The sequence below is a fragment of the Achromobacter sp. DH1f genome, assembly GCF_000633435.1.
Taxonomy (GTDB): Bacteria; Pseudomonadota; Gammaproteobacteria; order Burkholderiales; family Burkholderiaceae_B; genus Achromobacter; species Achromobacter deleyi.
The window spans coordinates 39,863-54,420 of the sequence record NZ_AYMF01000048.1 but is presented as its reverse complement, the minus strand read 5'-3'; the positions used below and the strand labels follow the sequence as shown (position 1 = coordinate 54,420).

The window sequence follows — 14,558 nt, the reverse complement described above, 5'->3', positions numbered from 1 at the left end:
TGTTTAATTGTTAAAGAGCGGTACTGCTAAATTCTGTACTGCGTTTACTTCTTACTGCTTCTGCCCCTCAACTTCGGCTAACTTCGCTTTCGCGTCGTCGCTGTCGTTGCAGCAGAGAAAAGAGATTATGAAGAAGTTTTTATCGTTTGTCAAGTCAGCTTTGTTTTCGTTTTTCAACTCGAACTCACCGCCCTGCCTTACGACCTCTTCAGGTCTCGCCCTAGCAGCTATCGAAACATCAGGGTTAACCCTAACTTTTCGGCAACTGCCAAGCCTGAAACTATAACACAACTTTTGCAGATTATGCAACCGGCTTTTGCCTAATTTGCACCCTATCTTGCAACCCCGCTTTCCGGTGAATCGCTTCACTTTCCAGCAGCCCCGGGAAACCCCAGAGGTTGGTTACCGCTCAGTCGGCTAGCAACTTGATTCAGACCACCCTACCGGGTAAACCCTGATTCGCTGTCACCAGCCAAGCCCAAGACTATAGCACAACTTTTGCAGATTGTGCAACTGGCTTCTGCCTGATTTGCACCATCTTTTGCAAAACCCGCTGACTGCTGGTTCGAGAATCAGGTCACAAACTGCTGACCAACTCATCGCCTTGGAGCCCTGCGGCAAATCTGTCTTGCCGAGGCATCCAGATCCGTTGCACTTGCTTGGCTTCGCGGTTCAAAACCGCTTGAACTGCGAAGGAGCGAGACTATAGCACAGAATTTTGCGTTGTCACACGCCGGACGCAAAAAGCTTGATGAATTCCGCTTCGGGCGGCGCAGCAACCGCCTCGCCGGTCCACGATCCCGTCCGCCACCATGGGCCGCGAGCCCCTTACGCGCTGACTTGCCCCACACTTCTCCGTCCGCCACACCAGCCGGCCCTGGCTGGCGGACTGCCCGGGTTGTCGCACAGGGCAGCCATCTACGCACAGAACGGCCTTCTATATATAGAGAGGCGAACTTGCGCTCGTGCGGCGCTCTATATATAGATAGCTGAACTTGCGCCTATATAGATAGAGTTGAACCATCGACTTGCCTGGCCCATAGGTACGTTTACTATTCGGCTTGGCGCCGCGCCCGCGCCCCACCCCTCCGGAGAAGATGCCCCCATGCCCCCAACCATCGCGCTGAGCGAAGATATCCTGATCAACATCACGCCCTTCGAGACGCGCGTCGCGCTGGTCGAGCAGGGATCGGTGCAGGAGCTGCACGTGGAACGCAGCATCCAGCGCGGGCACGTCGGCAATATCTATCTGGGGCGGGTCGTGCGGGTGCTGCCGGGAATGCAGAGCGCGTTCATCGATATCGGCCTGGAGCGTGCGGCGTTCATCCACATTGCGGACTTGCGCGAGAACCGCGGCGAGCGCAGCCAGGGCTTGACGCCGACCCCGATAGAAAAGCTGCTTTTCGAGGGCCAGACCATCATGGTCCAGGTGGTCAAGGACCCGCTGGGTACCAAGGGCGCCCGGTTGTCGACGCAGATCAGCATGGCGGGCCGCATGCTGGTGTACCTGCCGCACGATCCGCACATCGGCATCTCGCAGAAGATCGATTCGGAATCCGAACGCATCCAGTTGCGAGAGCGTTTGCAGGCGCTGATGCCTGCCGAGGAGAAAGGCGGCTTCATCGTGCGCACCCAGGCGGAAGGCGCCAATGACGAAGAACTGACGGCTGACCTGGAATACCTGCGCAAGCTGTGGGCCAGCGTGCAGGCGGCCGCCCGCACACACCCGGCGCCAACACTGCTGCACCAGGACCTGACGCTGGCGCAGCGCGTGCTGCGCGATATGGTGGGGCCCTCGACCGGCTCGATTCTGGTGGACTCGCGCACGACGACTGCCGCCATGCTGGAGTGGGCGCGCATCTATACGCCGTCGGTGGTGGACCGCATCCAGCATTACAGCGGCGAGCGCCCCCTGTTCGACACGGCCAATGTGGACGACGAGATCGCCAGGGCGCTGTCGCGGCGAGTGGACCTGAAGTCGGGGGGCTACCTGATCATCGACCAGACCGAGGCGTTGACGACGGTGGATGTGAACACGGGCGGCTTCGTGGGCGGCCGCAATTTCGACGACACCATCTTCAAGACCAACCTGGAAGCGGCGCAGGCGATTGCCCGCCAGCTGCGGCTGCGCAATCTGGGCGGCATCGTGATCCTGGACTTCATCGACATGGAAGAACAGGAACACCGCGAAACCGTGCTGGCCGAACTGAAGAAGGCGCTGTCGCGCGACCGTACCCGCATGACGGTCAATGGTTTCACGCAGCTGGGCCTGGTGGAGATGACGCGCAAGCGTACCCGCGACTCGCTGGCGCATCAGTTGTGCGAACCCTGCCCCATGTGCGAATCGCGAGGCAATGTGCGTACGCCGCGCACGGTCTGCTACGAGATCCTGCGTGAAATTCTGCGCGAGGCGCGGCAGTTCAATCCGAAGGAGTTCCGCATCCTGGCGTCGCAGGACGTGGTGGATCTGTTCCTGGAAGAGGAAAGCCAGCATCTGGCGATGCTGGGCGATTTCGTCGGCAAGCGGGTGTCGTTGGAAGTCGAGAGCACGTACACGCAAGAGAAGTACGACATCATCCTGGTGTAGGACCCGTCGTGACATCAGGAGCCGGGCGTCGAATCAGACCGAACGCCGCCCTCCGTCAGCAGAACGCCGCCTCCGGGCGGTTTTCTTTTAGCTGCGGCATGGCGGGGTGCCCCGCCCCCTGTGCCGCAAGGTGCAGTGCGCTATCAGTTAACACGCAAACTTTCACGTCAATGTGTGTGAAAGTTGTATCGCTGCGCTTCGATTGAAATGAAGTTTGAAACCCGTGGCAAGGCAGGCGATGACCCGATAAGCTCGCCGGCGGCTGGGCTGGCCTGACGCTTTTCGAGGCCGTGCCCTTTCCTATGCTTTCGGAGAATCACCCCATGAAATCCCTATTCCGTCCGTTCGTTGCACTGGCCCTCGCCTTGCCGCTGATGCTGGCCGCCTGCGGCAGCAAAGAACCCGAACAGCGCGCCGCGTTCATGCAGTTCCTGCAGACCCGCATCGTCGACAAACCCGGCGTGCGCGTGCCCAAGCTGACGGATGAAGAGAAGAAGTCGTTCGGCGACTACGCCTCGCAATACGCGGTGATCACGGACTTCAATTCGGGCATGGATGCGTCGGTCAAGCCGATGGGCAACCTGATGCAGAAAGGCGCGGTGCGTTCGCTGAACGACGTGGTCGCCCGCCGCGATGACCTGAAGACGGTGCAGTCCGGCCTGAAGGACATGGGCGAGGCGCTGACCAAGGAACAGGCCAAGGCGGATGCCGCCCGCGCCCAGCTCAAGCAGCCGGACGACCTGAAGGCGGTCTACGACAAGGCCTACGACAAGACGGTGACCCTGCCGGCCAACACCTTCCGCGAAGTGCTGCCGCAAATCACGGGCACGCTGGATAGCAGCCTGGCGATCGCCGACTACGTGGATGCGCACAAGTCGCAGATCGACCTGTCGGGGCCGGTGGCGCGCGTGCAGGACCCGACCGTGCAGGCCGAGCTGAACAAGCTGCTGCAGGAACTGACTGCCCAGGCGCAGAAGGTGCAGCAAGCGCAGACCCGCCTGCAAGCGGTGATGATGGGCAAGTAAAGACCGCTCACGCGTCGGCGGCCATGACGCGATTGCGGCCCGCCTCCTTGGCCTGGTAGACCGCGGCGTCGGCCGCTTCGACCAGTACGGAGGCGTCATCGCCTGGCTTGGGGGTCACGGTGGCCACGCCGATGCTGACCGTGACGATGCCCCCTTCATTGTCTTCATGCTGGGCGTGCAGGCCGACCACGGCCTGGCGGATGCGTTCCGCGATTTCCACGGCGCGGTCCTGAGCGGTATCTGGCAGCAACGCCACGAATTCCTCGCCGCCGTAGCGCGCCACCAGGTCGCGCGGACGGCGCGCCTTGCCGCGCATCGTCAGCGCCAGGATCTTGAGCAGTTCGTCGCCTTCCTGGTGGCCATAGCGGTCGTTATAGAGCTTGAAGCGGTCCGCATCCAGGAACAGCAGGGACAGCGGCTGGCCTTCGCGGATGGCGCTCTGCCATTCCCGCTGCAGCGTTTCGTCGAAGGTTCGCCGGTTGGCGATGCCGGTCAGGCCGTCGGTCTGGGCTTGTCTTTCGAGCTGGCTTTCGACTTCCTGGCGCAGCCGGGTTTCGCGGCGGTACAGGACGATCTGGGCCATGACCGAGGCGAACAACGCGAGCGTGATGGGGATGATCAGCATCGCGCGCCGCTCCCAGCGCTGGAGCACCTGGTCCACCGCCAACGCCACATCGATGATCAGCGGCGCCCCCGGCACCGTGTCGAAGGTATAGAGCCGTTCGACCCCGTCAGGCGCCAGCGCGCCCACGAAGGCGCCGTCGCGCCGGATCAGGAACTGCTGGAAAGCCTTGGCCTGGCCGATGTCGGCGCCCAGGTCGCCTGAGGAATAGGGCGAACGCGCGATGACGGCGCCGTCGTTGCGCAGGATGGTGATCGAGTCCTGCGGGCCGAGAGACAGCCGCGCGAACCGTTCGCGGAAAAAGGCCAGCCGCAAGGATCCCGTGACGACCCCGGCGAAACTGCCGTCCGGGTTGGACAGGCGCCGGCTGATGCCGATGCTCTCGTCGCCGTCGCGCAAGCGGCTGCGATAAGGCCGGCTGACGTACATGCCGGCATCAGCACTATCGCGATGGACCTGGAAGAAATCGCGGTCGGCGAAATTCGCCTTGGGCGGCTCGATGGTTTGCGAGTCATAGACGACATTGCCGTCGCTATCCAGGATGAGGATGGTGCCCAGAAATTCGGCGCTGGCCGATCGGTCGAACAGAAAACGGTGCAGCGTGGCGCCTGGCAGATCGCGAATGCCTGGTTCCTGCAGGCGTTCGATGACGCCCTGCAATGACAGGTCGTAGACATGGATGGTGCGACCGATGTCGGCCGCCAGCACCTCGGTCAGATTGCTCGCGGACACGTAGGCCTGCGTCCAGGAGGCGCGCCGATCCATCCAGAGCAGCGCGACCGCGGCCGCACAGATGCCGACGGCAATCAGCCCCGCCAGGGCATACAGACTGCGATGTAGTAACCCATGGGACTTCAATACGGCGCTCCTTCGCGATCGCGGGGGGGTGTCGTGCTTTTTTAGGGTCATAATGCCGCAAGCGCGTGTTGACAGGCAAGATGGCGGCGTTCGGTCGCCCCGGCGCGAGCGGCCCGGCCCGTTCCCATTGAACGAATCTATGAATACCCAGGACAGGATTTACAGCTTGCCGAACCGGCGGTTCACCCAGTGGCTGGTGGACCCGGGGCGCAACGTGCCGCCCGATATCCGCGTGGCGTTGCTGGGCGGTCTGTTCGGATCGTTGCCGATCTTTTTTGGCGGCATCATCAATACGCTGCTGGTGGCTGCGCTGATCACCCTGCGCCGGCCGGAACCCCTGTTCTTGCTATGGCTGGGCCTGGAAACGCTGGTGTGCGCCTCGCGCATCGTGGTGCTGGTGTCGGCCCGCCGCCTGGCGCTGACGGGCAAACCGACGCCGACCGACCTGTATGTGGTGCTGGCGCTGTGCTGGGCCGGCAGCGTGGGTTACGGCACCTTTATCAGTCTGACCAGCGGCGACTGGATCGCCGCCACCTTGGCCTGCCTGTCGGCCGCGTCCATGGTGGGCGGCATCTGCGTGCGCAATTTCGGCGCGCCGCGCCTGTCCGCAGCGATGGTGGCGCTGAGCGTGGGGCCCTGCGCCCTGGCGGCGCTGTTCACGCAGGAACCCATTTTCTGGCTGGTGCTGGTGCAGGTGCCGCTGTACATGACGTCGATGTCGATGGCGTCGTACCGGCTGAACCGCATGCTGGTGTCGACCATGCTGGCCGAACGCGAGAACGAACGCCAGGCGCGGCAGGATTCGCTGACCGGACTGCTCAATCGTTATGGCCTGTTTCGCGCGCTGGACCAGGCGGTGGGCCGCGCCAGCCAGGGCACGGCGGAATTCGCGGTGCTTTACCTGGACCTGGACGGATTCAAGGCAGTCAACGACACCTATGGCCACGGGACGGGCGATGCGCTGCTCAAGCAGGTGTCCGAACGGCTGTTGGCGTTGAAGCCGCCCGGCGCGGAAGCCGGCCGTATCGGCGGCGATGAATTCGTGCTGCTGATGCGTCTGGAGGGCGACGAGGACGTCCGGCGGTTTTCCGACCGCATCATCGACAGTGTCCGCCAACCCTATGACCTGCAACAGGGTCTGCCGGTGTTCATCGGCGGCAGCATCGGCATTGCGCTGATTCCGCGCCATGGCGCTGACACCGCCGCGGTGCTGCATGCGGCCGACCGCGCGCTGTACCTGGCGAAGTCGGCCGGGAAAAGCCGGGCGGCGATGGCCCAGCTATAAAGTACTTACTGCCCTGCGGCAAGTCTTGGGCCTTGGCCTGCACCCGCTACCCTACCCTCGCCATCAGGATGCGACGGCAGCGGCGATCCGGAACGGAAAGGCCTTGGCGCCGCGCGCCTTGTCGGTTTCGCGGTGGGCGCTGATCGCCCAGGCCGGACCGGCAGACACCGCAAGTTGGCGCATGGCGCCGGCAGAAAACCCACAGTGCAGGGTCGTGGCTTGACGCCTTGCAAGCTCCATCCCGACAGCGTGTGGGGTCGTGGAAATACGATCCGATTGCAGCATGGCAGCCCCCTGGCAAACGCGCTTCGAAGCGAAGCGCCGTGGAAACCAATCTACCTCAGCCGATCGGGCTTGCGCGTGAAATGATGCGTAAAGTAATGCAAAGAGTCGGTAATAAGCCTGTCATGCCCCAAAAGGATGCAACCTGGGGGCCGTCTGGCTATCAACCGCAGGCGGATTGCCGCCGCCAACGCAACGACGCCGATCAGGCCGGCGCGCCCGGCTCGGCGTGGGAAGCGTGGCCGGTGGTTTCCCGGTCGGGCTGGTCGTTCTTGCCGTCCGCCGGACCCATCATGTTGCCGTAGAGCAGCGACCGGCCGGCAAACAGGCCACCCGCGACTTCCAGTTCGAAGCGATCGGTGTCGCGTTTGCGCACGTCGGCCACGACTTCGGCGGCCTCGTCGGCCGGCACGCCGATGACGCGCAGCGCGGCTTCGCCGAAGGCCAGGGCCGATTCCAGGGTTTCACGCACCTGGTAGTCGACCCCTTCCTTGGCCAGCGCCAGCGAGTGGATCCGGTCGTAGGCGCGCACCACCAATTGCACCAGGGGAAATTCGGCCTTGATCAGCTTGACCATGTGATTGATCGACTGGGGGTTGTCGATACAGATCAGGATGGCCTTGGCGTTTTCGGCGCCCGCCGTGCGCAGCATATCGATGCGCGTACCGTCCCCGTAATACACCTTGACGCCCCACTTGGCGGCGGCGCGGATGGCGTCGGTGTCGGTATCCAGGATGGATACCTTCATGCCGCGCGCGAGCATGGCCTGGGTGACGATCTGGCCAAAGCGGCCGAAGCCGACGATGAGCGCGCACCCGTCCAGGTCCTGGGCGACGTCGACGCCTTCCATCGATGGGGCGGGTTTGGGCAGCAGCCAGCGCAGGGCCAGCACGCACAACGGCGTCAGCGCCATCGAAATGATGACCACCGCGATCAGTACTGCCGCCAGGTGGGCGTCGAAGATGCCAGCGGCTGCGGCGGCACCATACAGGACGAAGGCGAATTCGCCGCCCTGGGCCAGGAGGGCCGCGCGGGTCAGGGCTTCGGCGTGGCTGGCGCGCAGCAGCCGGGCGACCACATAGACGCCCACCGACTTGACCCCCATGAACACGACGACCGCGGCCAGGATCAGCTGCCATTCGCGGGCCACGGCGGACAGGTCCAGCGACATGCCCACGCCCAGGAAGAACAGGCCCAGCAAAATGCCGCGGAACGGCTCGACGTCAGCTTCGAGCTGATGCCGGAAGGTGGATTCGGACAGCAGCACGCCGGCCAGGAAGGCGCCCATGGCCATGGACAGGCCACCCAGTTCCATGACCAGCGCCGCCCCCAGCACTACCAGCAAGGCGGCGGCGGTCATGACTTCACGGGCTTGCGCCGCGGCCAATAGCCGGAACAGCGGATTGAGCAGCCAGCGCCCCGCCGCCAGCAAGGCCAGGATGCAGCCGACGGCGATCGCCGATTGCAGCCAGGGATCGCCGTGTTCGCCGCCGCTCGAAGGCGCCAGCAAGGCCACCAGGGCCAAGAGCGGCACGATGGCCAGGTCTTCGAGCAGCAGGATGGAGACGATGCGCTGGCCCTGGGCGCTGGCGGTTTCGTCGCGTTCGGCCAGGATCTGCATGACGATGGCGGTGGACGACAGCACGAAACCCATGGCCGCCATGAAGGCCGCGGCGCCCGACAGGCCGGCGGCCAGGCCGACCAGGGTCAGCAGCGCACCGCAGGCCAGCACCTGGGCCACGCCCAGGCCGAAGATCTCGCCGCGCAGCTTCCAGAGCCGCGACGGCTGCATCTCAAGGCCGATGATGAAGAGAAACATCACGACGCCCAGCTCGGCGACGTGCAGGATGGACTTGGGGTCGGAGAACCAGCCGATGCCGAACGGGCCGATCACCAGGCCGGCGGCCAGGTAACCCAGGACGGAGCCCAGGCCCAGGCGTTTGAACAGGGGGACGGCCACCACCGCCGCCCCCAGCAAGACCACGACATTGACGAGCTGGTTGCCATCGGCGGGCACGGACATGGGCGGCTCCAGATGGCGCGGCGCCGGGGCGCCGCGCGCGGGGGTCAGTCTTCGCGGAACTGCATCTTGTAGAGCGAGGCGTACAGGCCGTTGGCGGCCAGCAGCTGGGCGTGGGGGCCCTGCTCGACGATCTTGCCGGCATCGAGCACGATGATGCGGTCGGCGTTCTGTACGGTGGACAGGCGGTGCGCGATGACCAGCGTGGTGCGGCCCTTCATCAGGCGTTCGAGCGAGGCCTGGACCTGGCGTTCGGATTCGTTGTCGAGCGCCGAGGTGGCTTCGTCGAGAATCAGGATGGGCGCGTTCTTGATGAGGGCGCGGGCAATCGCCAGGCGCTGGCGCTGGCCGCCGGACAGGCGGGCCGCGTTTTCGCCCACCGGCGTGTTGATGCCCTGCGGCAACCCTTCGACGAATTCGAGCAGGTTGGCGGCTGCCAGCGCATCGCGCACCTGCTGCTCGCTGGCCTGGCCCAGGGCGCCGTAGCCGACGTTGGCAGCGATGGTGTCGTCGAACAGCACGACGTCCTGGCTGACCAGCGACAGGTGCGAACGCAAGCTGCGCAGCTTCAGGTCGTTGATGGGCACGTCATCCACGAAGATGGCGCCGGTATCGGCCAGGACGAAGCGCGGCAGCATGTTGACCAAGGTGGTCTTGCCGCTGCCGGAGCGGCCCACCAGGGCCACGGTCTGGCCGGGTTCGACCACGAACGACACGTCGTTGACGGTATCGCGATCCGCGTCGGAGAAACGGTGCGTGACGTTGCGGAATTCGACCTTGCCGCGCACGGGTTCGGGCAGTTCGCGGGTGCCGGTGTCGCCTTCGGGCACCTGGTCGATCAGGGTGAAGACGCTTTCGGCGGACACCAGCATCTTTTGCATGCGGGCGGCCAGGTTGGTCAGGCGCTTGATGGGGTCGAAGATCTGGGCGAGCGCGGCCATGAAGGACGCAAAGCTGCCCACGGTGAGCGCGCCGCTGTTGGCCTGGCTGAGGGCCACGGCGATGACCGCGCCCACCGAGATCGAGATGCAGACCTGGGTCAAGGGCGTCAGGGCCGCGTCGGCGGTGGCCGTGCGCATGGCGAAGCGACGCAGGCGGGTGCTGACGAAATCGAAGCGGCCGCGTTCGACTTCGTAGCCGTCGAACAGCTTGATGACGCGCTGGCCGTCGATGCCTTCGCTGACCACGCGGGTCAGCTCGGCGTTCATGTTGACCATTTCGCGGTTGATGCGGCGCAGGCGCTTGATGAAGACTCGGGCGATCAGCACCGACACCGGCAGCATGATCAGGATGATCAGGGTCAGCACCCACGACATGTACAGCAGCACGCAGATCAGGGCGATGACGACGAGGGTTTCGCGCACCAGCACCGTGATGACGTCGGTGGCGTAGCCGGTGACGTTGCCCGCGTCGATGGTGAAGCGGTTGAGCAGACGGCCGGTATCGCCGCGCTTGAAATCGGCATCGGGCAGGCCCAGCAGGCGCTCGAACATATCGCGCCGCATCCCCAGCAGCACGTTGTTGGCGACCCACGCCAGCAGGTAATCGCTGAAGAAGTTGCAAACCCCGCGCACGAAGATCAGTCCAACCACCGCCAGCGGCAGGGCCCAGACGTAGTAGGGTTTGGTGCCCGCGAAGCCATCGTCCAGCAGGGGCTTCATAATGACGGCCAGCGTGGGCTGCGTGGCGGCAGCGCCGGCCATCAGCAGGGTCGCCAGCACCAGCCCCTTCCAGTAGGAACCCACCCGGGTGTAGATGCGGCTCCAGAGTTCAGCTTTGACGGGCTGGGAGCCCGCGGGCGCGTTGCGTGCGGCAGAATTCAAGGAATCACTCGCTTTAATACAATTGTGCCCGGGATTGTACCGGCTACGCGCTGCGGCGCGGCGCCCCCATCCCCCCTTCAGCCCTAATTGCGCACCGCGCCTGTCCATGTCCGAAATCAGTTGCCTTTACGTCCGCCTGCCCAATTGGGTGGGCGATGTCTGCATGAGCCTGCCCAGCCTGCGCATCCTTCAGGCCACCGGCGTGCCCCTGGTGATCTGCGCCCGCCCCTGGGCCCGTGATCTGCTGGATGGCGTGGCAAAGCGGGATTTCATTCCCATGCTGGGAAAAGTGGGGCCGGATCGCGCCCAGGTCAATAACCACCGCCGCAGCCTAGGCGCTGAAGGCCGTCGCGCGCGTGGCCTGCTGCTGCCGGATTCCCTGTCCAGCGCCCTGGTGTTCCGGCTGGCAGGCCTGCCGTCGGCCGGCTACCGGGACGACGGCCGCAGCTTCCTGTTGCGTTGGCCGGTGGCCAAGCCGGATGCGCCCCTGCATGCGGTGCAGTCCTGGTACCACCTGACCCGCGAGGCGCTGACGCGCTGGAGCCTGCCCGCCGGCCCCGCCGAGCCGGGCCCGACGCTGGACCTGCCCCTGACGCCCGCCCACGAAAGCGCCGCGTCGCTGGCGCTGGAAGCGGCCGGGCTGGCCGGCCAGCGCTTCGTGCTGATTGCCCCCACGGCCACCGGCCTGCACAAGGGCAAGATCAAGGTGTGGCCGGGATTCGATACACTTACGCGCGCGCTGCAGGCACGGGGTCATACCGTGGTAATGTGCCCTCCTCCAGCGGAAACCGACGACGCCCGACGCAATGCGCCGACGGCGCAGTTGCTGCCTCCCCTGTCGCTGGGCGCCTTTGCCGCCCTGACGGCCCGGGCGGCGCTGGTGATATGTAACGATTCCGGCGTGTCGCACGTCGCCGCGGCCGCCGCCGCCCGGGAACTGACGCTGTTCGGCGTCACCCGCCCGGGCCGCACGGGCCCCTGGTCGCCCAAGGCGGTCTGCGTCGGATCGGAATCGGCATGGCCGTCCTCGGAACAAGTGGAACAGCAGGCAAACCTGCTGCTGGACGGCGCGCAGTAAACGGATTGTTTTGACATGACCCTTTCCAGCTATCTCGCGAATCTGATCATTCCCTACAATTTGTGCGTGACCCTGGTCGTCGTCGGCCTGGTCCTTGGTTTGTTCCGCCTGCGCAAGACGGGCGGCGCCATCATCCTGGCCGGCCTGCTGTGGGCGTTGGCGTGGTCGCTGCCGGCCACGTCGCTGTGGCTGGGCGGCGCGCTGGAAAGCCGCTACCCGCACCTGCCACCTACCGAGTCCCCCACCGCCGACGCCATCGTGGTGCTGGGCGGCAACACCGCCAACGGCCGTGCCAACTGGTTCCTGCCCTACGACAAGGACACGGCGGTCGTGCGTATCGACACCGCCGCGCAGCTGTACCTGGCCGGCCGTGCGCCCAAGATCCTGCTGTCCGGCGGCGCCCTGGAAGGCGACGTCAGCGAAGCCCGCGGCATGGCCCACGCCATCCGCCAGCAAGGGGTGCCGGAATCGGCCCTGATCCTGGAAAACGCCAGCCGCACCACCTACGAAAACGCGGCGCTGACCGAAGACCAGTTGAAAACCCGCGGCATCGGCAAGGTGCTGCTGGTGACGTCGGCGCTGCACATGCCGCGCGCCATGGCGGCCTTCTCCAAGCAGGGCGTGACCGCCATTGCCGCGCCCGCCCCGCCGCAGATCGTGCGCCCGGCCGACGGGTCGCTGAACCCTTGGCTGCCCGACCAGCGCACCTTCGACGCCAGCCGTTCCATCATCAAGGAATACGCCGGGCTGTTCGTGTATTGGCTGCGCGGGTGGGTCTGAGCATGGGCACGGCGCTGGCCTGCCGGCCGGGCTGCGGCGCCTGCTGCATCGCGCCGTCGATCACCAGCGCGATTCCGGGGATGCCGGACGGCAAGCCGGCCGGGGTGCCCTGTATCCAGCTGCTGCCCGACATGCGCTGCGCGATCTTCGGCCAGCCGTCGCGGCCGGATTTCTGCGGCGGGCTGCAGGCCCAGCACGATATGTGCGGCCCGGACCGCGAGTACGCGATCCGCTGGCTGGGCGAATTGGAACAGGCAACGGCGCCGCAGCATTGAAAAACGGGACCTTTCGGGGTCCCGTTTTCATTTGGGGTCCAACCGGAGCGGGCAGAAAGATCAGCCGCGTTCGTCCAGCACCGCCTGATACAGCGCTTCGTAGCGCGCCGCCACGGTTTCCCAGCTTTGGTCGCGGGCGATGGCCAGGCCGCGTTCGGACAGGGCTGCGCGCAGGTCGGGTTCATCGCCCAGACGTTGCAGGGCCTGGGCCAGTTGGGCGCCGTCGCGCGGGTCTTGCAGGATCAGCGCGTCCTTGCCCGCCGAGAGGTACTGGGCAAAGCCGCAGTAGGCGGGCGAGCTGACCACGACCGGCAAGCCATGGGACATGGCTTCCAGGGGCGCCATGGCATAGCTGTCGTTCAGGGTCGGGTGGGCGTAGATGTCGGCCGCGGCGAAATACTGGGCGACGTCGGGCGTGGGGTCGACCAGCGTGACGCGCTGGGCGACCGCCCCGGCCGCGCGCACGCGCTCGCGGGTGGCGTCGTCGGCGCCCACCACCAGCAGACGGTACGGCGCGGGCAAGAGGGCCAGGGCATCGAGCAGCGCGGGCAAGCCTTTGCGCAGCGGGTTACGGGCGACCAGCAGGCAGCCGATGGTGCTGGCATCCCAGCCCAGGCGCGCGCGGGTGGCATCGCGGCCGGCGGCGGCTTCGGGTGCGGGCAGCTTGACGCCGGGCGCGATGATGTCGACCGGCAACTGCGGGCCATAGCTGCGGTGCAGCTGGTCCATGATGAGCCCCGACACGGCCACCACCCGGCGCGCGGGCGCCTGGCGCACGCGGAATTTCTCGAGCAGCAGGTAGGTCGCCAGGCGCGGGCTGAGCCAGGCCAGCGCGCGCTTGGCCGGCTTGACGCGGGTCAGCCGGTTGTAGCGCACGGGGGTGACGTGCATGACCTGGATTTCACCGGCCCAGCCATTCATGTGCGAGTGCACGATGTCGTACTGGCCGCGGGTCAGGCGATCGGCCTTCCAGGCGAAGTACAGCACCCGCATCCAGCTGGGCAGCCAGCCGGGAAAGCGCACGGGCAGGAAAGGGAAAGGCAGGTCGCTGTCGAAGTCGCGGGCGACGATGGAGACGTCGTGGCGCTGGCCGAGCACGCGCATGAGTTCGACGCCGTAAGCCTCGGCGCCGCCGAAGCGGTTGCCGAAGCGGTCGACCAGCAATGCGATGCGCAGCCGCCGCTCAGCCGCGCCCGCGGGAGTCTTCATAGCGGGTCAGGCATTTCTGCAGGAAACGGAAGATGCCGGTGGAACGCGATACCGTTACCCGCGGCAGGCCGAAAGGATCGTCGCTGGCGTTGGCCAGGCCGCGCTTGGTGAGCGTGGCGTTGTCGTAGCCGGCTTCGCGCGCCATGGCCAGGTGCTCGGGGCCGTGGTCGCCGTAGGGATAGCAGAAGGCCGTGACCGGGGCGCCCAGCGCCTGTTCGAGCACGTCTTTGGACTCGACCATCTGGCGGCGGGCTTCGTCGGGCGTCATTTCGGGCAGGTGGACGTGGTCCAGCGTGTGCGAACCGACTTCGTGGCCGGCTGCCGCCCATTGGCGCATTTCTTCGACCGTCATGAGCGGCGAGTGCGGAATGCCGATCTTGGCGTCCCAGACGTTGCCGCCGTCGAACTGGTTGGCCACCAGGTAGTTGGTGGCGGTGAAACCCAGCTTGTCCAGCACCGGCATGGCGTTCTGGACGACGTTGCGATAGCCGTCGTCGAACGTGATACCGAACACCTTGCCGCGGCGTTCGCCCCGCACGTAGGGCATGACGTCGCGCATCGACAGGCCGCGGTAACCCAGGAAACGCATCCAGCGCATCTGCCTGGCGAAGTCGTCGGGGTGCACCGTCAGGCCGCGAAACGGCGTGCCCTTGGGGTTGGGCTCGCCGATCTGGTGGTACATGAGAATGGGGATAGACATAGCGCGGATTATAA

General features: G+C 65.6%; 12 protein-coding genes. 6 read left to right on the top strand and 6 right to left on the bottom strand.

The annotated features are described in order from the left end of the window. Window positions 1–1,123 precede the first annotated feature (1,123 nt). Both rng and U858_RS0131955 read left to right on the top strand, forming a co-directional pair. The gene (rng, locus tag U858_RS0131960; RefSeq protein WP_025141179.1) at window positions 1,124–2,587 is read left to right on the top strand and encodes a ribonuclease G; all 1,464 of its coding nucleotides are present in this window, start codon (window positions 1,124–1,126) and stop codon (window positions 2,585–2,587) included. Window positions 2,588–2,910: 323 nt separating this feature from the next. Next, the gene (locus U858_RS0131955; protein WP_025141178.1) at window positions 2,911–3,612 is read left to right on the top strand and encodes a DUF3053 domain-containing protein; all 702 of its coding nucleotides are present in this window, start codon (window positions 2,911–2,913) and stop codon (window positions 3,610–3,612) included. Window positions 3,613–3,619: 7 nt separating this feature from the next. Here U858_RS0131955 and U858_RS0131950 read toward each other — a convergent pair whose 3' ends face one another. After that, window positions 3,620–5,092, bottom strand: coding sequence for a sensor domain-containing diguanylate cyclase (locus U858_RS0131950; RefSeq protein ID WP_025141177.1), 1,473 nt, complete (start codon window positions 5,090–5,092; stop codon window positions 3,620–3,622). A gap of 139 nt (window positions 5,093–5,231) precedes the next feature. Between U858_RS0131950 and U858_RS0131945 the strand changes: the two genes are divergently transcribed. After that, window positions 5,232–6,377: a diguanylate cyclase gene (locus U858_RS0131945; RefSeq protein ID WP_025141176.1), complete on the top strand. Its 1,146-nt coding sequence runs from the start codon at window positions 5,232–5,234 to the stop codon at window positions 6,375–6,377. A gap of 63 nt (window positions 6,378–6,440) precedes the next feature. Here U858_RS0131945 and U858_RS0131940 read toward each other — a convergent pair whose 3' ends face one another. The 3 genes from U858_RS0131940 to msbA form a co-directional block, all read right to left on the bottom strand. After that, window positions 6,441–6,662: a hypothetical protein gene (locus tag U858_RS0131940; RefSeq protein WP_025141175.1), complete on the bottom strand. Its 222-nt coding sequence runs from the start codon at window positions 6,660–6,662 to the stop codon at window positions 6,441–6,443. A gap of 202 nt (window positions 6,663–6,864) precedes the next feature. Continuing rightward, complete coding sequence (locus U858_RS0131935) at window positions 6,865–8,682, bottom strand: monovalent cation:proton antiporter-2 (CPA2) family protein (protein ID WP_025141174.1); 1,818 nt, start codon at window positions 8,680–8,682, stop codon at window positions 6,865–6,867. A gap of 44 nt (window positions 8,683–8,726) precedes the next feature. Next, window positions 8,727–10,502, bottom strand: coding sequence for a lipid A export permease/ATP-binding protein MsbA (gene msbA / locus U858_RS0131930; RefSeq protein ID WP_025141173.1), 1,776 nt, complete (start codon window positions 10,500–10,502; stop codon window positions 8,727–8,729). 106 nt (window positions 10,503–10,608) lie between these two features. Here msbA and U858_RS0131925 point away from each other — a divergent pair, with 106 nt between their 5' ends. Genes U858_RS0131925 through U858_RS35825 form a run of 3 tightly spaced genes read left to right on the top strand, consistent with a single transcriptional unit; the run spans window position 10,609 to window position 12,635 of the window. Next, window positions 10,609–11,580, top strand: coding sequence for a glycosyltransferase family 9 protein (locus tag U858_RS0131925; protein WP_025141172.1), 972 nt, complete (start codon window positions 10,609–10,611; stop codon window positions 11,578–11,580). Window positions 11,581–11,595: 15 nt separating this feature from the next. Then, the gene (locus U858_RS0131920) at window positions 11,596–12,360 is read left to right on the top strand and encodes a YdcF family protein (protein WP_025141171.1); all 765 of its coding nucleotides are present in this window, start codon (window positions 11,596–11,598) and stop codon (window positions 12,358–12,360) included. Window positions 12,361–12,362: 2 nt separating this feature from the next. Next, entirely contained in the window at window positions 12,363–12,635 is a 273-nt protein-coding gene (locus U858_RS35825; RefSeq protein WP_042885931.1) for a YkgJ family cysteine cluster protein, read from the top strand. 60 nt (window positions 12,636–12,695) lie between these two features. Here U858_RS35825 and U858_RS0131910 read toward each other — a convergent pair whose 3' ends face one another. Together U858_RS0131910 and U858_RS0131905 are read right to left on the bottom strand one after the other, a co-directional pair. Beyond that, entirely contained in the window at window positions 12,696–13,844 is a 1,149-nt protein-coding gene (locus tag U858_RS0131910; protein WP_025141169.1) for a glycosyltransferase family 4 protein, read from the bottom strand. After that, entirely contained in the window at window positions 13,819–14,544 is a 726-nt protein-coding gene (locus tag U858_RS0131905; protein ID WP_025141168.1) for a polysaccharide deacetylase family protein, read from the bottom strand. The genes U858_RS0131910 and U858_RS0131905 overlap by 26 nt, the downstream gene beginning before the upstream one ends. Window positions 14,545–14,558: the final 14 nt, after the last annotated feature.